A 26,831-nucleotide genomic window follows, 5' to 3' on the forward strand; every position below is an offset into this window, starting at 1 on the left:
GTCAGGCCTCCATGTGGGGGTAGGTGTGGTTGGTCGACGGCACGAAGGTCTCCTTGATCGACCGCGCCGAGGTCCACCGCAACAAGTTGAGCGCCGAGCCCGCCTTGTCGTTGGTGCCCGATGCCCGGGATCCACCGAACGGCTGCTGCCCGACGACGGCACCCGTCGGCTTGTCGTTGATGTAGAAATTGCCTGCGGCATAACGTAACCGGTCCTGCGCCTGAAGCACGGCGGCGCGGTCGTCGGCGATCACCGCGCCGGTGAGCCCGTAGCGTGCGCCGGTGTCGACGACATCGAGAATCTTGTCGTAGTCGGAGTCGGGATAGACGTGCACGGCGAGGATCGGCCCGAAGTACTCGGTGCAGAACGCGTCGTCGGTCGGGTCGTCGGACAGAAGCACGGTAGGTCGTACGAAATAGCCAACGCTATCGTCGTATTCACCGCCCGCCGCGATGGTGACCCCGGCGGCGCTCTTCGCCCTCTCGATGGCCTTGACGTTCTTGGCGAACGCCCGCTCGTCGATCACCGCACCGCCGTAGTTGGACAGGTCGGTGACATCGCCGTACGCCAGTTCGGAGGTGGCCGAGAGGAAGTCGTCACCCATCTCGTGCCACACCGACCGCGGCACGAACGCGCGCGACGCGGCCGAACACTTCTGGCCTTGGTAGTCGAACGCGCCGCGGATCAGTGCCGTGCGCAACACGTCCGGCTGAGCCGACGCATGCGCCAGCACGAAATCCTTGCCGCCGGTCTCCCCCACCAGCCGCGGGTAGGTGTGGTAGCGGTCGATGTTGGCGCCGACCTCGCGCCACAGGTGCTGGAAGGTCGCGGTCGATCCGGTGAAGTGGATGCCCGTGAGTCGCGGATCGGCAAGGGCCACTTCGGAAACCGCGATTCCGTCGCCGGTGAGCAGGTTGATCACACCCGGCGGAAGTCCAGCGGCCTCCAGCAGTTGCATGGTCAGGTACGCCGCGAAGGTCTGGGTCGGCGACGGTTTCCACACCACGGTGTTGCCCATCAGTGCGGGTGCGGTGGGCAGGTTGCCCGCGATCGCGGTGAAGTTGAACGGCGTGATCGCGTAGACGAAACCTTCCAGCGGCCGGTGATCGGTCCGGTTCCAGACGCCGGGGCTGCTGATCGGCTGCTGGGCCAGGATCTGGCGCGCGAACGCGACGTTGAAACGCCAGAAGTCGATCAACTCGCACGGCGCGTCGATCTCGGCCTGGTAGGCGGTTTTGGACTGCCCCAGCATCGTCGCCGCGGCGATCTTCTCCCGCCAGGGGCCCGACAGGAGATCGGCGGCACGCAAGAAGACTGCGGCGCGTTCGTCGAACGGCAGCGCGGCCCATTCGTGCTTCGCGGCGAGCGCGGCGTCGATCGCCGCCGACGCGTCGGCGTGCTCGGCGTTGGTCAAGGTGCCCAACCGAGCCGAATGACGGTGGGGCTGCACGACGTCGATGCGCGTGCCCCCGCCCATCCGGTGGTCGCCGCCGATGACATGCGGCAGATCGATCGGAGCGCCCTGGAGTTCGGACAGGGCCGCGGTGAGCCGGGTGCGTTCACCCGAGCCCGGTGCATAGTCGTGGACCGGCTCGTTGGCCGGCATCGGCACGTCGGTGATGGCATCCATGCCATAAGAATCCCCGACGTGATCCACGTAACCCTTGTCCGATCACACAACAGTGCGAGTGGCCGTCAGTAGAATCGGACAACATGCGGGCCACCGGTGTCAGCCTCGGACAACTGCTGTTGGCGCTGGACGCCACGCTGGTCCGGCTCGTGCAGGCACCGCGCGGGCTCGATCTGCCAGTGGCGTCGGCGGCGCTCATCGATTCCGACGACGTGCGGCTCGGGCTGGCCCCGGCCGCCGGATCGGCCGATCTGTTCTTCCTGTTGGGCATCTCGGAAACCGACGCGCTGAACTGGGTCGACCACCAGACCGCAAGGCGAGCGCCGGCCGCGATCTTCATCAAAGAGCCGTCACCGGCTGTGGTGGCCCGCGCCGCGGGCGCTGGAACCGCCGTGGTCGCCGTCGACCCGCGGGCACGCTGGGAGCGGCTCTACCGGCTGGTCAACCACGTCTTCGAACATCACGGTGACCGCGCGCTGCACGATTCGGGAACCGACCTGTTCGGGCTGGCCCAGTCGATCGCCGACCGTACGCACGGCATGGTGAGCATCGAAGACGCCCAGTCGCACGTGCTGGCGTACTCGGCATCCAACGACGAGGCGGACGAACTGCGGCGGCTGTCGATCCTCGGCCGCGCGGGGCCGTCGGAACACCTCGCGTGGATCGCCCAGTGGGGCATCTTCGATGCGCTGCGCGCCAAACCCGAGGTGGTGCGCGTTGCCGAGCGTCCCGAGTTGGGTTTGCGGCCACGGTCGGCGATCGGCATCTTCCAACCGGCCGCCGACGAGCGTCGAGCACCCGCATTCGCCGGCACGATCTGGGTTCAGCAGGGCAGCCGCCCGCTGGCCGAGGACGCCGACGACGTCTTACGCGGCGCAGCCGTGCTCGCCGCACGCATCATGGCCCGTTTGGCCGCGACCCCGTCGACGCACGCCATCCGTGTGCAGGAACTGCTCGGGCTGCGAGACGACGACGACCCTGTCGACATCGAATTCGTCGCGCGCGAACTCGGCGTTCCGCTCGACGGCCGGGCCGCGCTGATCGGATTCGACGGCAGTTCGGCGGGTGCCCGCCTGGCCGACGTACTGTCCCTGAGCGCCAGCGCTTTTCGCCACGACGCACAGGTGGCGTCGGTTCGCACGCGGGTCTACGTGCTGTTCCCGAGCACGGGAAAGCCGGCCGCGGTGACGTCGTGGATCCGTGGGACTGTGGCAGCGCTGCGCTCCGAGCTCGGTCTCGAGGTGCACGCCGTGATCGCGGCGCCGGTTGCCGGACTGGCCGGGGCAGCCGCCGCCCGCGCCGAGGTGGACCGCGTGCTCGACAGCGCCGAACGTCACCCCGGTGCGCTCGGCCAGGTCACGTCCCTGGCCGAGGCGCGCACCACGGTGTTGCTCGACGAGATCGTCACCGCGATCGCCGCCGACGACCGGCTGATCGATCCGCGGGTGCGCGCACTGCGAACCGACGAACCCATGCTCGCCGACACGTTGCGCGCGTATCTCGACAGTTTCGGTGACATCGCCGCCGCCGCACAGTGGCTACACGTTCACCCCAACACCGTCCGCTATCGGGTCCGCCGCCTGGAAAACCTCCTGGGCACACCGCTCTCCGATCCCGATGTACGGCTCTTGCTTTCGCTGAGCTTGCGGGCGACGGCGTGAAGCTCATCGGACACTGTCAACCATTCGACTGACAGCACAATCAGCCGCCAGGTCGTCGCGGTCGTCGCGTAGAGACCAGACCATGAATGCATGACAACGGCACTGACGGCACGAGAATCCGAAAACGTCTATCTCGCCGGCAATTACGCGCCGGTTCACCAGGAAACGACGGCCTTGGACCTGGCCGTCACCGGCACCATTCCCGATTATCTCGACGGGCGTTACCTGCGCAACGGTCCCAATTCGGTCGGCAATCCGGACCCCGCGCGATATCACCTGTTCCTCGGCGACGGGATGGTGCACGGACTGCGGCTGCGCGACGGCAAGGCACAGTGGTACCGCAACCGCTGGGTCCGGTCGGCCGACGTGGCCCGCAAGCTCGGTGAGCGCTGGCCGGGCGGACCGCGTCGCGCCGGTCTCGACTTCGCGGCCAACACCAACGTCATCGGGCACGCAGGCCGCACGCTGGCCCTCACCGAGTCCGGCGTCCGGCCCTATGAACTCGACGACGAGCTGGAGACCATTGGCGGCTCGGACTTCTGCGGGACGTTGATGGCCGGCTACACCGCGCACCCCAAACGCGATCCGCTGACCGGCGAGCTGCACGCGGTGTCCTACCACCCCATGCGCGGCAACCTGGTGCAGTACACAGTCACCGATGTGCACGGCAAGGTGCGCAGGACCGTCGACATACCACTGCGCGCACAGACGATGATGCACGACTTCTCGCTGACCGAGCACTACGTCGTGATCTACGACCTGCCGGTCGCACTGGACTTCTCCGGCCAGATGACCAGCCGGCCGACCAAGGCCGCCGCACGGTGGCTCAGCCGGTTCGCCTCTCACCACGCCGCGCCCGATTTCGTCGTCCGCGCCGTCATCCGGGCCTCCGAAAACGGCGGCACCTCGGCGCTCGGCGCGTTTCCGTATCGCTGGGCGCCCGAGCGGCAAGCACGCATCGGTGTATTTCCCAGGGCCGGTACGGCCGCCGACATCCGGTGGTTCGAGGTCGATCCCTGCTACGTGTTCCACCCGCTCAACGCCTACGACGAATCCGGACCCGAGGGTGAGCGGATTGTGCTCGACGTGGTGCGGCACGAGTCGGTGTTCGCCCCCGAGGAGCAGTTCACCAACGCCCGCACACTCGACCGGTGGACCGTCGACCTCGCGACAGGCAAGGTCGACGAAGAACGCCTGGACGACACGCCCCAGGAGTTCCCGCGGGTCGACGAACGCCTCGTCGGCCTGCGGCATCGGTACGGCTACGCCGTCGGCTATACCCCGCATGCGCCGGGAATCACCGCGCCCGAGTCGATCCTGCGCCATGACCTGGCCACCGGCACCAGCGAGCATGTGTCCTTCGGGCCGGGGCGCGAGCCCGGCGAGTTCGTGTTCGTCCCGTCGGGTCCCGATTCCGAGGAGAACGACGGCGTCCTGATGGGCTTCGTCTACGACCACGCCGCGGACCGCAGCGACCTGATCCTGCTCGACGGGCAGACGCTGGAGACGGTGGCCACCGTGCACATTCCGGTCCGCGTGCCGCATGGCTTTCACGGCAACTGGGTGGACAGCTGAGCGCTAGCATCGGCAGGATGACGGCGCCGACGGCCCGGGGCAGCGAGTGGCATTGGCTGTGGAAAGGCTACGTGGCGGGCCTGATCGTGGTCGCCATGGTCGCGGTCGTGTTGCTGCAGGGCCGGTTCGGTGGACATGTGGTGTTGGCGGTGTGTGCGCTCGCGGCACTCCTGGCGGTCATCGCGGCCGTCGGGAACGATGTCATTCGCAGCGATGAGACCTCCTGGCGCACAGTCAGCTTCATCGTCGTCGTCGTTGCGCTGTGGGTGCTCGCCATGTGGGCTTCACCAGTCGCGGTCACCGCGATACCCGCGCTGTATCCACTGTTTTTCGCGACCCTGCCGCTCGCGGCCGCGCTCGCCGTGACCACCGTGGTGAACCTCGTGCCGTTGTCACTGACGCTGCTCGGTGACATCCGCTCCCCGAATCTCCCACTGGCCATTGCTATTACCGCCATCGGCGTGGTGAGTGCACCCGTCATCGGCACGGTCATCATGACCTCGATGAAACAGCGCAGGATGCTCGCGGACGTGGTGTCCGAACTCGCCGCGTCCCGTGCCGAATCGGCACGGCTGTCCCGGCTGGCCGGTGCGGCCGCCGAACGCGAGCGCCTGTCGCGCGAGATCCACGACACGCTCGCGCAAGGGTTCACCAGCATCGTCGCGCTCGCGCAGGCCGTACAGGTCGAGCTGGAAACCGACCGCGCCGCCGCCGTCAACCACGTCGAGCTCATCGAGTCCACGGCACGCGAAAACCTTGCCGAGGCCAGGGTCATGGTCGCCGACCTCACGCCCGCCGCCCTCGGCGCCGACTCGCTGCCCGCGGCGATCCGCAGGCAATGCGAGCGCCTGACCGCCGAGACCGGCATACCGGTGGCGGTGCACGTCGATGAGCAGTTGCCCGCGCTCGGCATGGCCACCGACGTCGTCCTGCTGCGCGCCACCCAGGAGTCACTGGCCAACATCCGCCAGCACGCCCACGCCAGTGCAGTCACCGTGACGCTGCGCGCCGCGGCAGATTCGGTGCAGTTGACGTTGTCGGACAACGGGATCGGACTCCCCGACGACCACCAAGACGGCTTCGGCCTGCAGGGTATCCGCGCGCGGGTCGGCCAGGCGGGTGGCACGGTGACGGTGTCATCACCGCCCGGCGTGCGAATCGACATCGAGGTTCCGGCATGACGACGACAGTGCTGTTGGTCGATGATCACCCGGTGGTCCGGGAAGGGCTGCGCGGCATGATCGACGCCGAGGAAGATCTCGAGGTCGTCGGCGAGGCGGCCTCGGGCGCCGAGGCGATCACGATGGCCGAATCCCTGCGCCCGGACGTGGTTCTCATGGATCTGCGGATGCCCGGCGTCGACGGCGTCGCTGCGACCGAACGCATCCTGGCCGCCTCGGCGTCGACTCGCGTCGTCGTCGTCACCACCTACGAATCCGACGCCGACATCCTGCGCGCCGTCGAGGCAGGCGCGGCGGGCTATCTGCTCAAAGACGCGTCCCGCGCACAGTTGGCAACGGCGGTGCGCGACGCCGCCGCCGGCAAGACCGTGCTGGCGCCGTCGGTGGCGAGCCGGTTGTTCGGCCTGATGCGCGCTCCTGCGTCACTGTCCGCGCGCGAGGTCGAGGTGCTCGCGTTGGTGGCGAAGGGCAAGACCAACGCCGACATCGGCCGCGAACTGCACATCAGCGAGGCGACCGTGAAGACGCATCTGCTGCGCGCGTTCAACAAGCTCGAGGTGTCGGACCGCACCGCGGCGGTCACAACGGCGATGTCGCTCGGGCTACTGGGCTGAGAGCCGCTGCACCGCGGCTCAGGTCAATCGCTGCACCGCAGCTCAGCTCAATCGCTGCACCGCAGCTCAGGTCAATCGCTGCACCGCAGCGGTGATGCGCTCGTCCGTGGCCGTCAGCGCAACCCGCACGTACTGCGCACCGGCCGGTCCGTAGAACTCGCCGGGTGCGACGAGAATGCCCCGCCCGGCCAGCCACTTCAGGGTTTCGCGGCACGGCTCACCACGTGTGGCCCACAAATACAGGCCCGCCTCGGAGTGTTCGACGGTGAATCCGGCCGCGCGGAACGCGGGCAACAACAGGTCGCGGCGATGCGCGTACCGCTCGCGCTGCACCACTTCATGGTCGTCGTCGTCGAGGGCGGCGATCATGGCCACCTGCACCGGCGTCGGGACCATCATCCCGGCGTGCTTGCGGACCGCGAGCAGCTCGGCGACCACGGCCGGGTCACCCGCGACGAAACCGGCTCGGTAGCCGGCCAGCGAGGACGTCTTCGACAGCGAATGAATGGCGAGCAGCCCGGTATGGTCGCCGTCGCAGACGGAAGGATGCAGCACGCTGAGCGGATGCGCATCCCAGCTCAAGCCCAGATAGCACTCGTCTGAGGCGACCAGCACGCCGCGTTGCCGCGCCCACGACACCACTTTGCGCAGATGTTCGACACCCAACACCCGGCCGGTCGGATTGCTCGGGGAGTTCAGATAGATCAGCGCGGGCACTTGAGGGCCGAGCTGCGTCAGCGAGTCTGCGCGCAGGACCTGCGTCCCGGCCAGAAGCGCGCCGACCTCGTAGGTCGGGTAGGCGAGTTCGGGTACGACGACGAGATCGTCCGGGCCGAGGCCGAGCAGTGTCGGCAGCCAGGCGATGAGCTCTTTTGTACCGATCACCGGCAGCACGGCATCCGGCGTCAACTCGGTGATGCCGTAGCGACGCTGAAGCGCCTTCTCCATCGCCTCGCGCAGCGCAGCCGTCCCCGCGGTCGTCGGATAACCGGGTGCGGCACTACCGGCGGCCAGCGCCTCCCGGATCACCGGGGCGACCGGGTCTACCGGAGTGCCTACCGAAAGGTCGACGATGCCGTCAGAGTGCGAGCGTGCCAGCGCGGTGACGTCGGCCAGGGTGTCCCACGGGAACTCCGGCAATATCGCTGAACGGCGCTGGCGCACGGGCTCGAGGTCAGTCCCGACCGTGATCAGTCCTCACCCTGCGGCGGCAGATCCTTGATGGCCTGCGGATCGTTGTCCGTCTGGCCCACCTTGGAGGCACCGCCCGGCGAGCCGAGCTCGGAGAAGAAATCAGCGTTGCTCTGCGTGTAGCTGCTCCACTGGTCCGGCACATCGTCTTCGTAGTAGATGGCCTCGACCGGGCAGACCGGCTCGCATGCACCGCAGTCCACGCACTCGTCGGGGTGGATGTACAGCATGCGTGCACCCTCGTAGATGCAGTCGACGGGGCATTCCTCGATGCATGCCTTGTCTTTGACGTCGACGCAGGGTTCGGCAATGACGTACGTCACTGATGTCTCTCCTGTCCAGTGGGCTGCTGGTCGGGTACGTGTGGTCAGGACTCGTGAGTCCGTCGCGACAGTATGCGTTGCCCATACTTGGACGCGCGTCTCAGTGTGCCCTAACTTCACGCGCCGCCCAGTTATGGGTGGCGCGTGGTTACTGATACTAAACGTTGCAGATACACCTCGCCTAGTAGCCACCCCCTATGCACTTTGCTGCACTGCAACTTGTTGCATAGGACCACCGGTACCGCCTACTGTGCGGACATGGCCCTGCCACACGCCATCCTGGTGTCGCTCTGCGAACAGGCCGGTTCGGGTTACGAACTCGCCCATCGGTTCGACCGCTCGATCGGCTACTTCTGGGCGGCCTCGCACCAGCAGATCTACCGCACGCTCCGAGCGATGGAGAACGATGGCTGGGTACACGTCACGCCCGTCGTTCAACGCGGGCGTCCGGACAAGAAGGTCTACACCGTGTCCGACGCCGGCCGCGCCGAGCTGGCGCGCTGGATCGCCGAACCCTTGAGCGGCCGGGGCGGCTCGGTGGCCGACAACCGAACGCGTGACCTGGCCGTGAAAGTCCGCGCGGCCGCATACGGGGACGTCGCCGCGCTGCGGTCTCAGATCGACGCGCTACGCGCCGAACGCGTTGCCCTGCTGGACACCTACCGGGGATACGAGAAGCGACAGTTTCCGAATCCAGCGGCGCTCAGTGGCAGTGCTCTACATCAGTATTTGGTGCTGCGTGGCGGGATCCGCGCCGAGGAGAGCGCCATCGACTGGCTTTCCGAAGTCTCAGCCGCACTGAGGGAGCCTTGATGAGCTATCCAAACCTGTTATCGCCGTTGGAACTTGGCTTCACCACCCTACGCAACCGCGTGGTGATGGGCTCGATGCACACCGGCCTGGAGGACCGCGCACACGACACCGGCAAGCTCGCCGAGTACTTCGCCGAGCGGGCCCGCGGCGGCGTCGGGTTGATCATCACCGGCGGATACGCTCCCAACAAAACAGGCTGGCTGCTGCCGTTCGCCTCACAGCTCGTGTCGTCGACCGAGGCACGACGACACCGCAAGATCACGTCTGCCGTCCACGACGCGGAAGGCAAGATCCTGCTGCAGATCCTGCACGCGGGACGCTATGCCTATCACCCGTTTTCGGTGAGTGCCTCGTCCATCAAGGCACCGATCAATCCGTTCCGCCCCCGCGCGCTGCGCGATGTCGACGGCACCATCGACGACTTCGTCCGGTGCGCACTGCTGGCCCGCGAAGCCGGGTACGACGGCGTCGAGATCATGGGCAGCGAAGGATATCTGCTCAATCAGTTCCTTGCTCTCCGCACCAACAAGCGCACGGACAAGTGGGGCGGTTCGCCATCGAACCGGCGCCGGTTCCCCGTCGAGATCGTGCGCCGCGTTCGACAGGCCGTCGGAACGGATTTCATCGTCTGCTACCGCATGTCGATGGCCGACTATGTCGAAGACGGCCAGACCTGGGACGAGATCATCGCGCTGGCAACGGAAGTCGAAGCGGCCGGGGCGACGATCATCAACTCGGGCTTCGGCTGGCACGAAGCCCGGGTGCCGACCATCGTCACGTCGGTGCCCAACAGCGCATTCGTCGACATCAGTAGCGCGGTGGCCGAACACGTGCGCATCCCGGTCGTGGCGTCCAACCGCATCAACATGCCGCAGACGGCCGAACAGATCCTCGCCGATACCCACGTGCAATTGATCTCGATGGCGCGGCCACTGCTGAGCGATCCGGACTGGGTTCGCAAGGCCGCCGCCGACCATGCCGACGAGATCAACACCTGCATCGCCTGCAACCAGGCATGTTTGGATCACGCCTTCGTGCACAAGAAGGTGTCGTGCCTGCTCAATCCGCGGGCCGGTCGTGAGACGTCGTTGATCCTTGGCCCGACGCGCCGCGCCCGATCGGTGGCCGTCGTCGGCGCGGGCCCGGCCGGGCTCGCAACCGCGGTGAGCGCCGCCCAACGTGGCCATCGGGTGACGTTGTTCGAGGCCGGCTTTACCATCGGCGGTCAATTCGACTTGGCCAGAAGGATTCCCGGCAAGGAGGAGTTCGACCAGACGATCCGCTATTACACCACCATGCTGGACAAGCACGACGTGGACGTACGGCTTGGCGTGCGCGCCGGTGTCAAGGAGCTTGCCGGATTCGACGACGTGGTGCTGGCCACCGGCGTCACGCCGCGAATGCCCGACATTCCCGGAATCGATCATCCGAAGGTGCTCACCTACGCCGAGGCCATCATGGGCGCTCCGGTGGGCCGGTCCGTCGCCGTCATCGGCGCCGGGGGCATCGGATTCGATGTCAGCGAGTTCCTGACGACCGATCAATCCCCCACGCTGAACCTCAAGGAATGGAAAGCCGAATGGGGCGCCGCCGATCCGCAAGAGGCCCGCGGTGCACTGGTGACGCCGCTGCCCGCCCCCGCCGTCCGCGAGGTGTATCTGCTGCAGCGCACCAAGGGTCCGCAAGGCCGCAATCTCGGCAAGACGAGCGGCTGGGTGCACCGCGCGTCATTGAAAGCCAAAGGCGTGCACCAGCTATCCGGCGTCAACTACGAACGCATCGACGACGAGGGTCTGCACATCAGCTTCGGGGCCGACCGGACCGATGCTCGCGTTCTTCCCGTCGACAACGTGGTGATCTGCGCCGGGCAGGAGTCGGTCCGCGACCTCGAAGCCGGGCTTCGCGAGCACGGAATCTCGCCCCATGTCATCGGTGGAGCGGCATTGGCGGCCGAGCTCGACGCCAAACGCGCCATTCGCCAGGGCACTGAATTGGCCGCCCGGCTCTAGCCCCTTGCACCGCGAGCGTGCGCGTCTGCGGCCCGACACGCCGTCAAGCAGCAGCATTTTGCGCACGCTCGCGCCTGCAACTCAGGCCTGCTTGAGAGCCTCGATCTCGAGGGTGATGGTGACCTTGTCGCCGACGACGGCGCCACCGGTCTCCAGCGGCATGTCGATGTCGATACCGAAATCCTTGCGGTTGAGCACAACCGATGCCTCGAAGCCGGCGACCGCACCGTGGCCCATGCCGGGATTGACGCCGTTGAATTCCAGTTCCAGGCTGACCGGCTTGGTGACGCCCTTGAGGGTGAAGTCGCCGTCGAGGACGTAGTTGTCGCCGTTCGCGGTCACCGAAGTCGACTTGAACGTCGCGACGGGGTACTGGTCGGCGCCGAAGTAGTCGGCGGACTTCAGGTGGGCGTCACGCTGCTCATTGCCGGTGTTGATGGAGTCCACGGCGATCTCGGCGGTCACCGAGGGGGTGCCGTCCTCGGCGACCGTGATGGCTCCGCTGAACGTGTCGAACTTGCCCCGGACCTTGCTCACCACGAGGTGGCGGACCGAAAAGCTGATGGACGAGTGCACCGGATCGATCGCCCAGGTGCCAGCGCTCAGGTCGGTGGCTACTGCAACGGTCATGAGGTCTCCTTGCTTTCGAGGGCCGGCCCGTCCGGCGCCTTCAAAGAGATTAACCGGACCGTGGTCCGAATCCATTCCCGGATTCTGGTTTCAAATCGGGGTGACTACAACCGTCGCCCGGCCTGCGAGTTCGGAGCATTGTTGGCCGACGTGCCCATAACCGCCCATCACCTGCTGGATCTCCTCGCCAAGCGCGACCGTGAGATCGCCATCCTGGACCTGCGGACGCCCCTCGACCGCAGCAATGGCCACATCGCGATCAGCGCCGGCCTCCCTTTCCATGACATTGAGCAGCACATCACTGCTCTCGTCCCGCGGCCGGACACGCTGATCGTGCTCGCCGGGCGGCCCGAGGTGGACGAGCGCGGCGCCGAACTCCTCAAACGGCTCGGCTACCGCAATGTCGAGGTCCTGGAAAACGGCGTCGACGGCTGGAAGAGCGCAGGCGGCCGGATCTACACCGGTACGAATGTCCGCAGCAAGACTCTCGGCGAGTGGATCGAACGCACGTACGCGACGCCCACGATCGACAGCGACACCCTGCAACAGTGGCGGCAAGCCGGCGAGGACGTCATCGTCCTCGACAGCCGTCCGGCGGCCGAGTACCTCCACCACCACATCCCCGGCGGCTACAACACGGGCGGCGGAGCCGAGATCGCTTACCGCGGCACCCAACTGGTGAACAATCCGCAGACGAAGGTGGTGATCAACTGCGCCGGCCGCACCCGCGGCATCGTCGGCGCCCAATCGCTGATCAACACCGGGATTCGCAATCCGGTCTTCTCGCTGCACAACGGCACCCCGGCGTGGGAGAAGTCCGGTCGCGCGCTGGCCTTCGGCGCGGAATCCGACATCCCCGCTCCGGAAGCGGTGACGCCGGAGCTCGCCCAGTGGGCGGCCGGCACCTTGGCGAAGGCCGGCGCCGAGGTTCTCACCGTCGCCGAAGTCGCCCAGCACCTCGACGACACCAAGGCCACCACCTATCTCCTCGACGTACGCACGCCGGGTGAGTTCGCCGAGCAGCACTTCGCCGCGGCCATCTCGGCACCCGGCGGGCAGCTCGTACAAGGCACCGACGAGTTCATCGCGGTCCGGGGCGCACGAGTGATTCTGGTCGACACCCCGGATTTCGTGCGAGCCGCCAACACCACGCAGTGGCTGCGATTCCTGCACGACGGGCCGCTCGCGGTCGTCGCCTACACGCCCGATGAAGATGTGCTGCCCGGCAACCGATTCCAGATACCGCTGCCCGACGTCGCGCGGATCTCGTGGAGCGAAGTGCAGCAACAACCGGTCCGGCTCGTGGATCTGCGCGATTCGACGCGGTACGACGCCGGTCACCTGCGCGGGTCGCTCCACGCCCGTCGCGAGCACCTCGACGACATCATCGCCGACGCCGACGGCGCGCGCATCGTGCTGGTCGGCGACGCCGACTTCGCCGCCGAACACGTCGCGGCGACGCTGCCGTCGGCGGTCTCGGTGCTCGAAGGCGGCATCGAGGCGGCGGCCGATGCGCTGACCACCGCGGACCCCGAGTATGCCGGCGCGATCGTGGACCGCACGGGCCCACCGGATTTCGGCCCCGAACGGGCTTCCTGGTACGAGGCCTATTTCGCATGGGAGCTGTCGCTGCTGCGTGATTCGGACGGCGATCCCTTCTTCGACTTCGACAGCGTCGACGACCGATGACCGCCACCGTCGCCGCGCCACAGGGCACCGCCTCACCCGACCCGGCAGCGATCGTCGAACGCGACTACCGGCCGTCCGCCGCATCGGGCCGTCCTCGCCGGTCAGTCACCCGGACGCTCGGTGTGCGCTTCATCGTGCCGATACTGCTGCTCGTCGCCTGGCAACTGGTGTCCGGGCAGGGCTGGCTGAGTCCAACCGTTCTGCCCGGGCCCCTGACGATCCTGAAGAGTTACGGCGAGCTGTGGTCGACCGGCGATCTTCAAGCCGCGCTTCCCATTTCGTTGCAGCGGGCCGGGCTCGGGCTGCTGATCGGCGGACTCACCGGGCTGATCCTGGGTGTCGCGGCCGGGTTGTGGTCGGTCGCCGAGCGTGTGTATGACGCGCCGCTGCAGATGCTACGCACCATCCCGTTCATCGCGATGGTGCCGTTGTTCGTCGTCTGGTTCGGCATCGGCGAGGAATCGAAAGTAGCCCTGATCGTCGGGGCGTCGATCTTTCCGGTGTACCTGAACACCTATCACGGCATCCGGGGCATCGACCGGCGCCTGCTGGAGGTCGCCCAGACCTTCGAACTCAGCCGTACCGAGGCCATCCGCCTCATCGTCGTCCCGCTCGCCATGCCGGGGATCCTGGTCGGATGGCGGTATGCGGCAGGCACCGCGCTGCTGGCGTTGGTCGCCGCCGAGCAGATCAACACGACGTCGGGCATCGGCTACATCCTCAACACCGCCAACCAGTTTCAGCGCACCGACATCATTCTGGCCGGAATCCTGGTGTACGCGGCGCTCGGCATCGTCGTCGACGTCATCATGCGGTTGCTCGAGCATCTGCTGTTGCCGTGGAGGTCCACCCATGACGGCAAGTGATGTCATCGACCTGACCGGTCTGTCGAAGACCTACGGCGACCAGGTCATCCTCGACGACTTCCAATTGACCGTGCGCAAGGGCGAATTCGTGGCGCTGCTGGGCCGGTCCGGCACCGGTAAGACGACGTTGTTGCGCATCCTCGCCGGACTGGAGGCCGCCACGGCCGGGCATGTGAGCATCACGTCGCGTACCTCGGTGGTCTTTCAGGAACCTCGGCTCATCCAGGCGCAGCGCGTGTGGAAGAACGTCGCGCTCAGCACGTCGATACGCGGCGACAACTACCGGCGCGCACTCGCAGCGCTCGACGAGGTCGGGCTTGCCGGCAAGGCACAGTCCTGGCCCAAGAACCTCTCCGGCGGCGAAGCCCAGCGGGTCGGTCTTGCGCGGGCACTGGTTCGCTCACCCGAATTACTGCTGCTGGACGAACCTTTCGGGGCGCTCGACGCATTCACGCGGCGGACCGCCCAGGATCTCGTCACCACGCTGTGGCAGGAGCATCAGGTCGGCGTGCTGTTGGTGACCCATGACATCGAGGAAGCCGTACTCCTGGCAGACCGGATCGTCGTGCTCGGGAAGGGGCTCGTCCAGGCCGACCTGGCGGTTGACCTGCCCCGCCCGCGCGACGTCACCTCCCCCGCCTTCAACGCCATCAAACGCCAGGTGCTCGACGGCCTCGGCACGAACGTGAAAGAACCCATATGACCCGAATACTGGCCCCGTTGACCGCTCTCGCGCTTGTGATCGCGTTGCTCACCGGCTGCTCGTCCGGCGACGACAGCGGCCGGACCAAACTGGTGATCGCCTACCAGGACAACGGCATACCCGCCCTGGTGAAGGAATCGGGTGTGCTCGACGGCGCGCCCTACGACGTCGAGTGGGCGATCCTCGCCGGGCCCGCCGCCAACCTGTCGGCGCTCTACGGCAAAACCATCGACGTCGGCCACATGGGCGATACGTCGCTGACCATTGAGCAGGCCAACGCGCCGCAGGACTGGACCGAGCAGACCGTGCCGCTCAAGATCGTCGCAGGCTGGCGCAACGGCTTCGACCCCCGCTACACGCCGCTGGTGACAGCCGTGCGCGCAAACTCAGGCATCAACAGCCTGGCCGACCTCCGCGGCCACACATGGGCCTACAACTTCGGCGGCTACAACCACGCCCAGTACCTGGTGTCGCTGTCGCGGGCAAAACTCACCGAGTCCGACATCAAGCCAGTCAAATTCAACGACGGCAACGCCTCGGCCGCCGCGTTCAACTCCGGTCAGGTCGACGTGTACTCCGGCGGGCAGGCCGCGATTCTCGACTCGATCACCAAGGGCGACGCCAAGATCCTGCTGTCCGAGCGGGACACCAAGATCCCCGCTCTGAACGTGTGGACCGCGCGCACGGATGTGCTGTCCGATCCTGCCAAGGATGAGGCACTGCGTGACTTCTTCACCCGACTGTCGGGGTTCTGGACCTGGTACGACGACAATCCGGACACGGTCAAGCAGACCCTTAAATCCACGCTCAAACTCAGCGATGCACGAACCGAATTCGAGTACCAGGTGCGCAGCGGCCCGTTCCGCAAGCTTGACAGCGCGCTGGTCGCCGAGGAACAGGCCGTGGCCGATGAACTGCACGCCGGCGGAGTGCTCAAGAAGCCGGTAGACGTGGCGATCGAATACGACCCGCGCTACAACGACGCGCAGAAGGCCCAGGGTCCACAAGCCGCGGCACCGGTGAAGTAGGTATGGTCCCCACGCGCACGCCCACCAAGACCCGCACGCCCGAGGCATTTCTGGACGAGCTCAGCAGTGCCGTCGACGAGATTCGCGCGGGCGCCCCGATTAGGGACCGGAATCGCCAATACGCCGTCGACGAGATCGAACGCTTGCGAGGCATCGGTTTCTGGGCGCTGACCACCCCCGTGGAGTTCGGTGGCCTCGGGTTCGACCAGGAGGTGTTGGCCCAGGCGATCATGATGCTCGCCTCGGCCGACGGCAGCCTCGGGCAGATCCCGCAGAACCACTTCAGCACCGTCGAGCGGCTACGGTTGGCGCCGTCATCGCAGCGGACGCAGTTTCTGACCGCCGTCGGCTCCGGCGCCTTCTTCGGCAACGCGGCCGCCGAACCCGGTGAGCGCCCACCCGGTGAGGCGGAAACGACTGTGCTGCAACGCAACGGAGCCTGGACGCTATCCGGGCGCAAAGTGTATTCGACCGGCGCCCTGCTTGCCGACCTGATCACCGTGATCGCCCGCGGGGACGACGGCCGGCCGCAGACCGTGGTGATACCCCGAACCACACCAGGTGTCGAGATCCATGACGACTGGGCCAGTTTCGGGCAGCGCACCACCGGCTCGGGCACAGTGGAGTTCCACGATGTCACAGTCGAGGCCACACAGATCCTGGCACCGCTGCCGGGCACTCGCGCCCAGTACCGGCACTCCGGCCTGAACCATGTGGTACACGCCGCGATCGACGTCGGTCTGGCGGAGGGCGCGCTGCAGGAGGCCGTCGCCCTCGCGAGAAAGGTACACGCCGGGCGGGGTGCCGAGCACCGCGAGTTCCGCGACGACACGATCGGTGTCGCAGCCCTCGGCGAACTCCGGATCACCACCTGGACCGCACGCCGTGCCGTGGAGTCAGCGGCGAGACAGTTGGCGAAACTCACTGACACGTCCGGACTTTCGGCCGTACTCCAGGGGTTCTACGAAGTCGCGCAGGCGAAAGTCGTCGCAACCAGGGCCGCGCTGGCCGTGACGTCGGCGTTGTTCGACATCGGCGGCGCCAGCTCCACCAAACCCGCGCTCGGCCTCGACCGGTACTGGCGCGACGCCCGAACCCACACCTTGCACGACGCGGTGCGCTGGAAGCCGTATGCGGTCGGCAAGTGGTTGATCGACGAGTCGGTGGCCGATCCGTGGACGTTGGCCCATCCGTTGCGTCCACTCGCGGCTCTCGCCGACGACTGAGCCCGGAGGAACGATGACACGGCAGTTGCATCTCAACATCAACGTCAACAGCAGTGGGCGCCACCCGGCTTCGTGGCGGGTGGCCAACGATCCGCTGGGGTTCCTCGACCTGGGCTTCTACGAGGAGATCGGTCGGCTGGCCGAGGCCGGACGGCTCGACGCGGTCTTCTTCTCCGACGAATTCGACTACGGGGCGCCGTCGGTCTCGCGGCCGTGGCAGGCGCTCGACCCGATCGTCCCGCTGACAGCGGTGGCCCGGGTGACCGAGCACGTCGGGCTGGTGGCGACGGTGTCGTCGAGTTTCGAGCACCCGTACACGATCGCCCGCAAGATCGCCTCACTCGACTATGTCTCCGGCGGCCGGGCGGCGTGGAACGTCGTGACGACCCGCGCGCCGGAATCGGCCCGGCTGTTCGGCTACGACGAACAACCTGGACACGACGAACGCTACGGCCGTGCCGAGGAATCCGTGCGCGTTGCGATCGCACTGTGGGAATCCTGGGATGCCGACGCGTTGGTCGCCGATCAGGCGTCGGGCAAGTTCGCCGATGCCACGCGGATACGTCCGGTGGACTTCCGCGGCAAGTACTTTCGTGTGGACGGTGCGCTCAACGTGCCGCGGTCACCACAGGGCCGTCCGGTGTTGTTGCAGGCCGGCGGCTCGCCACAAGGAGTCGAGCTCGCCGCTCGGCACGCCGACGCGGTGTTCACGGTGCATCACACCGTGGGTGCGGCGCGCGAGTTCTATCAGACGCTGAAGTCGAAAGCCGCCGGGTATGGCCGTAAACCGGACGACATCGTGATCCTGCCCGGCTTGTTTCCGGTTCTCGGCAGCACCGAGCAGGAGGCGCAGGACCGCAAACAGTGGCTCGACGAAGTCGTCGGCTTCGACAGCGAGCTCCAATCACTCAGCGCCATATTGGGTCTCGACGTCGGCGACCTGCGGCTCGACGCCCAGTTGCCGTGGGACAAGATCGACTCGATCGGTTCCAGTCGTGCCGGCATCGGATTCGCTTCTGCTGTGCTCGAACTCGCCCGCGCCGAGGAGCTCACGGTCCGCCAACTGCTGCAACGCAATCCGAACGGCCACCGCAACATCGTCGGCACACCCGAACACGTCGCCGACTCGATCGAAGAGTGGTTCACGGCAGGCGCGGCCGACGGGTTCAACCTCAACACCGACTTCTTCCCCGACGGCTTGCGGTCGATCGTCGAGCACCTCGTTCCCGAGCTCCAGCGCCGCGGCCTCTTCCGCCGCGAATACGAGGCCACCACACTGCGCGGCAACCTCGGATTGAGTTAGCCCTCCCCTTGCACCGCGAGCGACCGTGTCTGTACGCCGACACGCCGCGATAGCCGGGCATTTTGCGGTCACTCGGTCCAGCCGAAACCAGCACCCACTCGATCCCACTTCGTGCATGATGTGCCGACGACGACAATTGTCGTCAAGGTCAATTTCAAGATCGGAACATCGATGCGCACCTTCATCGTGGGACTGGCGTGCAGCGCAGTCGTCGCACCTCTGTTCGCTGTGTTCACCGCGCCGACGGCGGGGGCATACCCCAACTGCGCGGCGGCCCGCGCGGCAGGAGCCGCCCCCGTATACGCAGGCCAGCCCGGCTACAGCTCGAAACTAGATCGCGACGGCGATGGCGTCGCATGCGAAAGCGGTGGTGGCGGCGGTGGTGGATATGCAGGTGGTGGACTGCCGCTGTACGGCGGGGCGCCGGTCGCCACAGCCCCGACCAATCAGGTGCCCGCTGCGCCTCCGATCGCCGGCGGCGGCTTCACGACCGTCGTCAACTGGACCGGCACCGACTGCATCGACATCACCGCACCGGCCGGAGACGCCGGAACCCTGCAGACCGCTTCATACTGCGGCGGGCAGGCGAGGCTGACCAGCAGCGGCAGCGGCGAGCAGATGGTCGGCGCCGACCCGGTGATGGGCGACGCGGGAACCCTCGCGTGCGAGATTCTCGATGGCCGACTCGTGGACTCGGGCACCGCCGGCGACGGGCATGATGTCAATTGCCTGACGCGTGCGAGCGCACTCTCGTAGCCCACGAGCGTGCGCCAACTGCCGACTCATCACGGCGTGTCCAGCGGCAGACGCGCACGCTCGCGGTGCTAGTTAAGCGGCCTGGGGCGAGTAGGTGGTGGTGCGTTGACGGGCGGGGCGGCCGATGCCCTCGGCAATCGCGACGAGTTCCTCGACGGTCTTGGCCGAGCCGTTCTCCGATCCGGCCATGCGTGAGATGGTCTCTTCCATCAACGTGCCACCGAGATCGTTGGCACCACCGCGCAGCATCACCTGAGTGCGCTCGATGCCGAGCTTGACCCAGCTGGTCTGGATGTGAGAGATCCTGCCGTGCAACATGATCCGGGCCAACGCATGCACGGCTCGGTTGTCGCGGTGCGTGGGCCCCGGCCGGGCACCACCCGCCAGATACAGCGGCGAGGACTGATGCACGAACGGCAGCGGCACGAACTCGGTGAACCCACCGGTCTGATCCTGGATGGACTTGAGCACGTTGAGGTGCCCAACCCAATGCCGGGGCTGATCGACATGGCCGTACATCATCGTCGACGACGAACGCAGCCCCACCTCGTGTGCAGTGGTCACCACCTCGATCCACATCGACGTCGGCAACTTGCCCTTGGTCAGCACCCAGCGGACCTCATCGTCGAGGATCTCGGCCGCCGTGCCGGGAATGGTGTCCAACCCGGCCTCGCGCAGCGACGTCAGCCACTCGCGGATCGACAGCCCGCTGCGGGTGACACCATTGGCGATCTCCATCGGAGAAAACGCGTGCACGTGCATCGACGGCACGCGCGCCTTGACGGCCCGGACGAGATCGGCGTACCCGGTGACCGGCAGCTCGGGGTCGATACCACCCTGCATGCACACCTCGGTCGCCCCGGCGACGTGCGCCTCCCACGCCCGGTCGGCGACCTCGTCAGTGGACAGCGAGTATGCGTCGGCATCGCCCTTGCGCTGCGCGAACGCGCAGAACCGGCAGCCCGTGTAGCAGATGTTGGTGAAGTTGATGTTGCGGTTGACCACGAACGTCACGTCATCGCCGACGACATCGCGGCGCAGTGAATCGGCAAGCGCGGTAACGGCTTCCAGCGCCGGACCGTCGGCAGTGGCCAGCGCGAGATATTCGTCGTCGCTGCAGCCGCCCGGGTCACGCTCCGCCGAACGCAACGCCGCGAGCACATCGGTGTCGATACGTTCCGGTGCCCGGGCCGCCAGCTCCGACACCTTGGCCCGGATCGACTCCCAGTCACCGAACGCGCTGTCGAGGTCGCTGCGGGCCTCGGTGAGCCGCCCCTCGGAGTCGATCGCTTCGTGCAGATCGATACGACCCAACGATTCGGAGGCCTCGTCGGGCTCCTGCCACGGCCGGCCCACCGGATTCACGTCGAGTGCGAAACCGGTGTCGGGATCGGCCAGCGCATCGACGTGTCCACGCACTCGCGGGTCGATCCAGGCCGCACCCGCCTGCACGTACTGGGGCTGAGCGGTCAACCGCTGCACCAGGTCGTAGCCGGCCTCGGCCGTCACGTCGGCGAGATCGTCGAGCGCGGGCCACGGGCGCTCGGGGTTGACGTGATCGGGGGTCAGCGGCGACACGCCACCCCAGTCGTCGACACCGGCACCGATCAGGGCCAGGCACTCCTCGCGCGAAACGAGGTTGGGCGGTGCCTGGATGCGCATCTTGGGTCCGAGCACCAGCCGCGTCACGGCGATCGTCGCCAGGAAATCCTCGATGCCCGCATCGGGAGCCGACGCCATCGCGGTGTGATCCTTGGCCCGGAAATTCTGCACGATCACTTCCTGGACGTGACCGAACTCCTTGTGCGACTTGCGGATTGCGTGCATGGTCTCGGCGCGCTCGGCCAACGTCTCACCGATACCCACCAGCAGGCCGGTGGTGAACGGGATCGACAGCCGCCCCGCGTCATCGAGGGTGCGCAGGCGCACGGCCGGATCCTTGTCGGGGCTGCCGTAATGGGCCAGCCCCTTCGTCTCGAACAGCCGCCGCGACGTCGTCTCCAACATCATGCCCATCGACGGCGCGACCGGCTTGAGCCGCGAGAGCTCCGACCAGCTCATCACGCCGGGATTGAGGTGCGGCAGCAGCCCCGTCTCCTCAAGCACCCGGATAGCCATCGCCCGCACGTAGTCCAGCGTCGAGTCATATCCACGCTCGTCAAGCCACTGCCGCGCCTCGTCCCAGCGCGCCTCCGGGCGATCACCGAGGGTGAAAAGCGCTTCCTTGCAGCCCAGTTCAGCGCCGCGACGTGCGACGTCGAGAATCTCGTCGGGCTCCATGTACATGCCCATGCCCTGGCTGCGCAGCCGGCCGGGCACCGTGACGAACGTGCAGTAATGACAGGTGTCGCGGCAAAGATGCGTGACCGGGATGAACACCTTGCGTGAGTAACTGACCGGCAGCCTGCCGTTCGCGCCGAGTCGGCCCGCCGACGTCAATCCGGCATCACGCACCCGGGCGGCACTCGCACACAGGTCGGCAAGGTCCTCGCCACGGGCCGTCATCGCGATCGCGGCCTCGTCGACGTTGAGAGCAACACCGTCACGCGCTCGCCGCAGCACACGCCGCAACGCGGCAGGACTGGACACTCCGGCTTTCGGTGGAACCACGGGGCTGGGTAGATCTGCGCCGTGCTGGGGGTCTAGAGCCACTTCCGTGTAACCCCGCCGTTGTCCACATTCATCCACGCGTCTCACATTCTGAAACCAACGGAGCCTGCCATAGGCCGGACATGGGAGCCACAGTAGTCCCAGCCTCGGACGCCGTGGCGTCCTGCCGGTCCTGATGTGTTCGGCGCTTGTTCTCAAGCCGTTATATGACGCGCTGCCACCAGCACGCGGACTTGGCGATTTCTGCAAGTAAGGTCAAGATCACCGTTAGGTTTGTTGTGGGTCGGGGAGGGATTTCAGGGGTGCTGTCATGAACGTTTCTGTCCGCTCATACCTGATGGCAGGCGCCGCCGCGGCCACTGCGACGACCCTTGCCCTGACTCCGATTCAGGTAACCCCGGACGACATCGCCGTGCCTGCACACTCGGTTTCTGCCGAGCCGCAGCTGTCGCAGGCCATGGTCGACCTGCTGGCCGCGGCAAGCCGGATGACGGCGGTACTGCCTGCGCCGCCATCGGGTGACGCTTCCGGCGCGACGGGGGCAGCCCCGGCCGCGGCGGTGACCGCAGCGCCGACCGCGCTCGCGATCGCCCCCAACCTCGCCAACACGATCGACAACATCTACGTCACCTTCGAGCCGTGGGTGGAGTACGGGTTCGAACTCGGCGCCTACGCGCTCGGCTGGATTCCCTGGGTCGGCGGCTGGGCCGGTGGCCTGCTCATGGACGGCTACAACTTCGGGCAGTCCCTCGTCGCAAGTGCGGTCTTCAATTTCACCGACTGGTTGCGCGGCGACGGCGGCATCGTGGCGAACCTCGTCGACTTCGGCGTGGACGTCGCGTTGTCATTCGTCTGGCTCGGCATCGACGTGGTGGGCACCTTCATCCCACTCCCGCCGCTGCCCTACCCCCCGCGGCCGCCACTGCAGGGTCCGTTCCTCGCGGCGGACCTCGCCGAGACGGCCACGCTCGCCGCCACACCGACGGTCGCGTCGCTGCCATCCCTGATCGGTGACCTCATTCTGCCGCCGGTCGAAGCCGCCACCGACGCCGCCATCGCCGCGAACAATCTGACCCTCGCCACATCGCAGGCCGTCACCGAGGGCGTCATCAACGCCATCGAGCCCGTGTTCGCGGGCCTGGGGCTCGACGTCATCAACCAGCAGATCAACATCAACTACGACCTCCTCAACTCCCTGTCCATCCAGGAAGTCGGATTCGTCAACGATCTGATCGGCGTCCCCGAGGGCTTCCTGACCGACGTTCTGCGCAACGGTGAAGGTCCGTTGCGGGCGCTCGGCACCCAGGCCCGGTTCGTGGTGGACAGCGCGGTGGACCATGGGTCCGCATCGGTCGACGCACTCGGCAATTACGTCCGCGAGCAGATCGATTTCTTCACGCCCGACCTGGCCGCCGACACCGAAACGGCAGGCATCACCGGTGTCCCCGAGTCGGTGCGCACCTTGGTGAAGTCGGCCGACGAGACCGCGACCGAGTCCATCGCCGACACCGTGACCGCCCCGGACACCGACGCGACGGAAACCAAGGGGTCCTCTGCGACGACGCCCGCGCGGACGTTGGCCAAGAACGTGCAGGATGCTGTCGACAAGACGGTCGCCAAGACGACGGCTGACGTGAAGAAGGTGTCGGAGAACATCCGCGACGCGGTGAAGGATGCGACCAAGGGCGCCGCCAGCACCAAGACGTCCGACAAGGGCTCTGAGACGGCATCCGACAAGACCACGGACAAGAAGTCCGAATCCACGAAGCCGGCCAAGAAGGACAAGCCGGCCGGCGCCGACAAGGCCGACAAGAAGGAAAAGTCGGAGAAGTCCGACTAGCGGGCTAGCGGCGGTACCGCCGCCGCAACAGCCACGCTGCCGGTAGGGCGCCCACGGCGATGAAGATGAGCACGCCGTAGGCAAAGATTCCCGATCCGGCGAAGATGAAGTCGTTGCCTGGTCCGCCGAACGTCATCGCGACGACGGCGGCCAGCCACGTCCACAGCGGCAGCCCGCCGCGCAGCAGCGAATCCGAGTACTCCATCGCAGCCCATACGAGCGCAGCGTTGACCGCCCCGCTGATGGCTGCGCTGATGGGGAATGGCACTTCGCCGATATACGACGGCAACAACAATGCGCCGACGACGGCCGAGATGACGCCGTCGACGGCGAGCAGTGTCAGAACGATTCCGGCCAGCACCGGATGCGCGTCATCGGTCTCGACGACGCGGGCCTTGGTCGAGGTCAGGTCGGGATGCTGTCGAGCAGCGACACCAGCGAGCCCACCACCCACTGGAAGTTGTCTGCCCGGTCCTGCCAGTGCTGGAGGTTCGGATCCAGATCGGGGTCCATGGATATCCCTTCGACGACTGCCCGGAGCTTACCGCGTGTGGTTTCGCCTATTCCAGATTCAATCCGGCGAGTAGGTCGCTTTCCCATCCCCGCGCGTCGCGCTCCCCCGGCTCGCCGGTGACAAGCACGTAATGCTCCTCGCCTATGAGGGGTAGCGCGATGTTGTTGGACAGGGCGAGGGCATCGCCGTTGGGCGACACGGTCACCTGGGTGGCGTGCGCCCGCATGGCGGCTGCCTTGGCCGGCAGATGTGCCGATACGTCGACGACGGCGTCGATCTGGTCGTCGGAGAAGCCGAAGGGAACGTCGTCGGCATTGACCCGAATCCAGCCATCGGGCAGGTCCTTGACGGCCTGCAGCCCGGCACCCATTGCGCTCGTTGCCATGACGGTCCAGTAGAACTTCGGCACGGCCCAGCCAACTGCGTCGGCCGACGCAGCGACGGCTTCGGTCGTGACCCGGTGGGTCTGGATGTGATCGGGGTGCCCGTAACCCCCGTTGGGGTCGTACGTCACGACGACGTGCGGCCGCAACGCACCGATGATGGCGACGAGCTCATCGACCGCCTCGGTCATGTCGGCGTCGACCCACCGCCGGCGGCCGTCCCGCGATGGTGTGCCGGCCATGCCCGAGTCGCGCCAGTGACCCGCTCCGCCAAGGTAGTGCGGACCGTCCACCCCAAGCGCCTGCAGGGCCGCAGTGAGCTCGGCAATGCGGTAACCGCCGAGCTGGTCGGCGTTGTCGACGGTCAGTTGGGCATATTGATCGCCGATCACCTCACCTTCTTCCCCGAGAGTGCAAGTGACGACCCGCACCTCGGCCCCCAGCGCGGCGTAATGCGCGATGGTTCCACCGGTGGTGAGAGTTTCGTCGTCGGGGTGGGCATGGACGAACAGCAGACGGGGTTTCGCGTGCGTTGGCATCGCCTGTGACGCTACGCCTCACCACGCGAAACGTCGCGAGCGTCGTGAGCTCTCGAGTCGGCATAGATTCAGCGGGTGAATCGACGTGAGCTCGAGTTCGGTTGCAGCATTGTCGTGATCGGGTTGCTTGCCGGTCTGGCCGGCGTGGCGACGACGCTGCTCCTACACGCGGTCGAACACCTCACCTATCACTACACCTTCGGTTCACTGCTCGAAGGAGTCACCGGCAGCAGCCCGGTGCGGCGTGCGGTCGGACCGATGATCGGCGGCGCGCTGGCCGGATTCGGCTGGTGGCTGCTGCGCCGGCACACCACCGTGCCCGCACTGTCTGACGTCATCTCCGCGCACGGGCGGGTCCCTCGAACGGCGCTGTCGATCGACGCGGGGCTGCAGGTGCTCGTCGTCGGATCTGGTGCGTCACTCGGACGGGAAGGTGCTCCCCGGCAACTGTCTGCCGCATTCGGCGACCTCGGGACCTCCCGCTGGTCGCTGACGGCGCGCGACCGGGAGATTCTGCTCGCGTGCGCTGCGGGCGCTGGACTGGCCGCTGTCTACAGCGTGCCGGTGGGCGGCGCGTTGTTCGCGACGCGAATCATGCTCAAGACCTGGCATCCTCGTGCGTTCGGGGCCGCTTTGATCACCTCGAGCTTGGCCGTCGCGATCGCCTCGCCGGTGACCCACGCTGAGGTGCCACTCGACTGGCCCGACCCCCATTTGTCCTATCTCTTAACAGGTTTCGCACTGCTGCTGGCGCCGTTCGCGCTCGGGATCGGCCTGGCGTTCAACCGGATCATGACGCTGGCCCGACCCGCCACGGCGACGAAGTCCTGGTTGATCATTCCGGGTATCGCCGCCGCGGGCTTACTGATCGGGATCTGCTCGGTGTGGTGGCCGGAGCTGCCGGGCAACGGAAAGAGCATTCTCACAGTAAGTCTCGACAGCGGCATGACGATCGGCGCCGCGTTGGTGATCCTGTTCCTCAAACCCGTTCTCACTGCGGTCTATCTCCGCGCGGGCGCGGTCGGCGGACTGCTCACTCCGGCTTTGGCCACCGGCGCAGCGCTGGGCTCGATCGTGGCCCTGAGCATCAACGGCTTGACCGAACACCATGTGAGCGTCGCTGCGGTATCGCTGACATGCGCAGCCGGCGTATTGGCGATCACGCAACGTGCACCGCTGTGGGCGGCCCTGTTCGTCTGGGAGCTGGCACGGCCGCCATGGTGGGTGCTGTTGCCTTTCGCCGTCGCGGCGGCAGCGGCCCACGGATTGCGACTGCTTGCCGAGCGCAGAGCACGGGCCTTCACCCCTTGACGGTCGTCACTTCATTTGCGGAAAGGCCGATGCGGCCGCGTGGGTCAACGGTCCAGGACGAATTAGCCAACTTAGACTGAGAGAATTTTGCTGGGCACTCAGCTTGCAATCAGAATCTGGGGGTACCTCGGGGCGACAAGGCCCCTTACAGATGCAGAACCAGACCCTACTGACGCTTATAGCAATTACATTGCAGCGGCCAGCGTTGCAAACGTACACCCGCCGCCGGAGGCCGCGCACGCATTAGCCGAATTGACGGATTAGTAAGTAAATGGCCTGCCCACCAGCAGTGTCCGCGTCCGGCTCGAGCCGGTGCCGCGAACCCCGGCATGAGCCATGCCGAAACGAGTAGTCACCGCCCTCGGCGTGCACGACAAAACCCGGCAACCACGGCCGCGAAGAACGCCTCCAACCCTGCCCCCATACGCCGGGCGGG

General features: G+C 66.8%; 22 protein-coding genes. 15 read left to right on the forward strand and 7 right to left on the reverse strand.

Annotated elements, in window-relative coordinates; genetic code table 11:
• Window position 1 precedes the first annotated feature (1 nt).
• Window positions 2-1,630, reverse strand: a complete 1,629-nt coding sequence (gene pruA, locus ACRCUN_RS17245; protein ID WP_462142834.1) for an L-glutamate gamma-semialdehyde dehydrogenase — start codon at window positions 1,628-1,630, stop codon at window positions 2-4.
• Between the two features lie 83 nt (window positions 1,631-1,713).
• On the opposite strand from pruA, the gene ACRCUN_RS17250 reads away from it, so the two are divergent.
• The 4 genes from ACRCUN_RS17250 to ACRCUN_RS17265 all read left to right on the forward strand — a co-directional run bounded on the left by ACRCUN_RS17250 (window position 1,714) and on the right by ACRCUN_RS17265 (window position 6,661).
• Complete coding sequence (locus ACRCUN_RS17250) at window positions 1,714-3,291, forward strand: PucR family transcriptional regulator (protein WP_462142835.1); 1,578 nt, start codon at window positions 1,714-1,716, stop codon at window positions 3,289-3,291.
• A 90-nt stretch (window positions 3,292-3,381) separates the two neighbouring features.
• A complete protein-coding gene (locus tag ACRCUN_RS17255; RefSeq protein WP_462142836.1) occupies window positions 3,382-4,866 on the forward strand; it encodes a carotenoid oxygenase family protein in 1,485 nt (494 codons plus the stop codon).
• A 17-nt stretch (window positions 4,867-4,883) separates the two neighbouring features.
• Entirely contained in the window at window positions 4,884-6,047 is a 1,164-nt protein-coding gene (locus ACRCUN_RS17260) for a sensor histidine kinase (RefSeq protein WP_462142837.1), read from the forward strand.
• Window positions 6,044-6,661: a response regulator gene (locus ACRCUN_RS17265; RefSeq protein WP_462142838.1), complete on the forward strand. Its 618-nt coding sequence runs from the start codon at window positions 6,044-6,046 to the stop codon at window positions 6,659-6,661. Before ACRCUN_RS17260 ends, ACRCUN_RS17265 begins: the two co-directional genes overlap by 4 nt.
• Window positions 6,662-6,727: 66 nt before the next feature.
• Here the strand turns inward: ACRCUN_RS17265 and dapC are convergent, their stop codons facing one another.
• Both dapC and fdxA read right to left on the reverse strand, forming a co-directional pair.
• On the reverse strand, window positions 6,728-7,825 hold the full coding sequence (gene dapC, locus ACRCUN_RS17270) for a succinyldiaminopimelate transaminase (protein WP_462142839.1): 1,098 nt from the start codon (window positions 7,823-7,825) through the stop codon (window positions 6,728-6,730).
• 26 nt (window positions 7,826-7,851) lie between these two features.
• Complete coding sequence (gene fdxA, locus ACRCUN_RS17275; RefSeq protein ID WP_462142840.1) at window positions 7,852-8,175, reverse strand: ferredoxin; 324 nt, start codon at window positions 8,173-8,175, stop codon at window positions 7,852-7,854.
• Between the two features lie 258 nt (window positions 8,176-8,433).
• On the opposite strand from fdxA, the gene ACRCUN_RS17280 reads away from it, so the two are divergent.
• A complete protein-coding gene (locus ACRCUN_RS17280) occupies window positions 8,434-8,988 on the forward strand; it encodes a PadR family transcriptional regulator (RefSeq protein WP_462142841.1) in 555 nt (184 codons plus the stop codon).
• Window positions 8,988-10,997 carry an FAD-dependent oxidoreductase gene (locus ACRCUN_RS17285; protein ID WP_462142842.1) on the forward strand — a complete coding sequence of 670 codons (2,010 nt, stop codon included), beginning with the start codon at window positions 8,988-8,990 and terminating at the stop codon, window positions 10,995-10,997. Before ACRCUN_RS17280 ends, ACRCUN_RS17285 begins: the two co-directional genes overlap by 1 nt.
• An 81-nt stretch (window positions 10,998-11,078) precedes the next feature.
• Here ACRCUN_RS17285 and ACRCUN_RS17290 read toward each other — a convergent pair whose 3' ends face one another.
• Window positions 11,079-11,627 (reverse strand): YceI family protein, encoded by a 549-nt coding sequence (locus ACRCUN_RS17290; protein ID WP_462142843.1) that lies wholly within the window; start codon window positions 11,625-11,627, stop codon window positions 11,079-11,081.
• A gap of 150 nt (window positions 11,628-11,777) precedes the next feature.
• Here ACRCUN_RS17290 and ACRCUN_RS17295 point away from each other — a divergent pair, with 150 nt between their 5' ends.
• The 7 genes from ACRCUN_RS17295 to ACRCUN_RS17325 all read left to right on the forward strand — a co-directional run bounded on the left by ACRCUN_RS17295 (window position 11,778) and on the right by ACRCUN_RS17325 (window position 19,198).
• Window positions 11,778-13,316, forward strand: coding sequence for a rhodanese-like domain-containing protein (locus ACRCUN_RS17295; protein WP_462142844.1), 1,539 nt, complete (start codon window positions 11,778-11,780; stop codon window positions 13,314-13,316).
• On the forward strand, window positions 13,313-14,182 hold the full coding sequence (locus ACRCUN_RS17300) for an ABC transporter permease (protein WP_462142845.1): 870 nt from the start codon (window positions 13,313-13,315) through the stop codon (window positions 14,180-14,182). The genes ACRCUN_RS17295 and ACRCUN_RS17300 overlap by 4 nt, the downstream gene beginning before the upstream one ends.
• Window positions 14,169-14,885 carry an ABC transporter ATP-binding protein gene (locus ACRCUN_RS17305; RefSeq protein WP_462142846.1) on the forward strand — a complete coding sequence of 239 codons (717 nt, stop codon included), beginning with the start codon at window positions 14,169-14,171 and terminating at the stop codon, window positions 14,883-14,885. The genes ACRCUN_RS17300 and ACRCUN_RS17305 overlap by 14 nt, the downstream gene beginning before the upstream one ends.
• Window positions 14,882-15,913 carry an ABC transporter substrate-binding protein gene (locus ACRCUN_RS17310; protein ID WP_462142847.1) on the forward strand — a complete coding sequence of 344 codons (1,032 nt, stop codon included), beginning with the start codon at window positions 14,882-14,884 and terminating at the stop codon, window positions 15,911-15,913. The genes ACRCUN_RS17305 and ACRCUN_RS17310 overlap by 4 nt, the downstream gene beginning before the upstream one ends.
• Window positions 15,914-15,915: 2 nt before the next feature.
• A complete protein-coding gene (locus tag ACRCUN_RS17315; RefSeq protein WP_462142848.1) occupies window positions 15,916-17,139 on the forward strand; it encodes an acyl-CoA dehydrogenase family protein in 1,224 nt (407 codons plus the stop codon).
• A gap of 13 nt (window positions 17,140-17,152) precedes the next feature.
• On the forward strand, window positions 17,153-18,442 hold the full coding sequence (locus ACRCUN_RS17320; RefSeq protein ID WP_462142849.1) for an LLM class flavin-dependent oxidoreductase: 1,290 nt from the start codon (window positions 17,153-17,155) through the stop codon (window positions 18,440-18,442).
• A 120-nt stretch (window positions 18,443-18,562) separates the two neighbouring features.
• Window positions 18,563-19,198 carry an excalibur calcium-binding domain-containing protein gene (locus tag ACRCUN_RS17325; RefSeq protein ID WP_462142850.1) on the forward strand — a complete coding sequence of 212 codons (636 nt, stop codon included), beginning with the start codon at window positions 18,563-18,565 and terminating at the stop codon, window positions 19,196-19,198.
• A gap of 72 nt (window positions 19,199-19,270) precedes the next feature.
• Here the strand turns inward: ACRCUN_RS17325 and ACRCUN_RS17330 are convergent, their stop codons facing one another.
• On the reverse strand, window positions 19,271-21,850 hold the full coding sequence (locus ACRCUN_RS17330) for a bifunctional FO biosynthesis protein CofGH (RefSeq protein WP_462142851.1): 2,580 nt from the start codon (window positions 21,848-21,850) through the stop codon (window positions 19,271-19,273).
• A gap of 268 nt (window positions 21,851-22,118) precedes the next feature.
• Between ACRCUN_RS17330 and ACRCUN_RS17335 the strand changes: the two genes are divergently transcribed.
• On the forward strand, window positions 22,119-23,648 hold the full coding sequence (locus tag ACRCUN_RS17335) for a hypothetical protein (RefSeq protein ID WP_462142852.1): 1,530 nt from the start codon (window positions 22,119-22,121) through the stop codon (window positions 23,646-23,648).
• 4 nt (window positions 23,649-23,652) lie between these two features.
• Here the strand turns inward: ACRCUN_RS17335 and ACRCUN_RS17340 are convergent, their stop codons facing one another.
• On the reverse strand, window positions 23,653-24,102 hold the full coding sequence (locus ACRCUN_RS17340) for a hypothetical protein (protein WP_462142853.1): 450 nt from the start codon (window positions 24,100-24,102) through the stop codon (window positions 23,653-23,655).
• 106 nt (window positions 24,103-24,208) lie between these two features.
• A complete protein-coding gene (mshB, locus tag ACRCUN_RS17345; protein ID WP_462142854.1) occupies window positions 24,209-25,084 on the reverse strand; it encodes an N-acetyl-1-D-myo-inositol-2-amino-2-deoxy-alpha-D-glucopyranoside deacetylase in 876 nt (291 codons plus the stop codon).
• 75 nt (window positions 25,085-25,159) lie between these two features.
• Here mshB and ACRCUN_RS17350 point away from each other — a divergent pair, with 75 nt between their 5' ends.
• On the forward strand, window positions 25,160-26,395 hold the full coding sequence (locus ACRCUN_RS17350) for a chloride channel protein (protein ID WP_462142855.1): 1,236 nt from the start codon (window positions 25,160-25,162) through the stop codon (window positions 26,393-26,395).
• Window positions 26,396-26,831 lie beyond the last annotated feature (436 nt).

This window comes from Mycobacterium venezuelense (assembly GCF_054919535.1).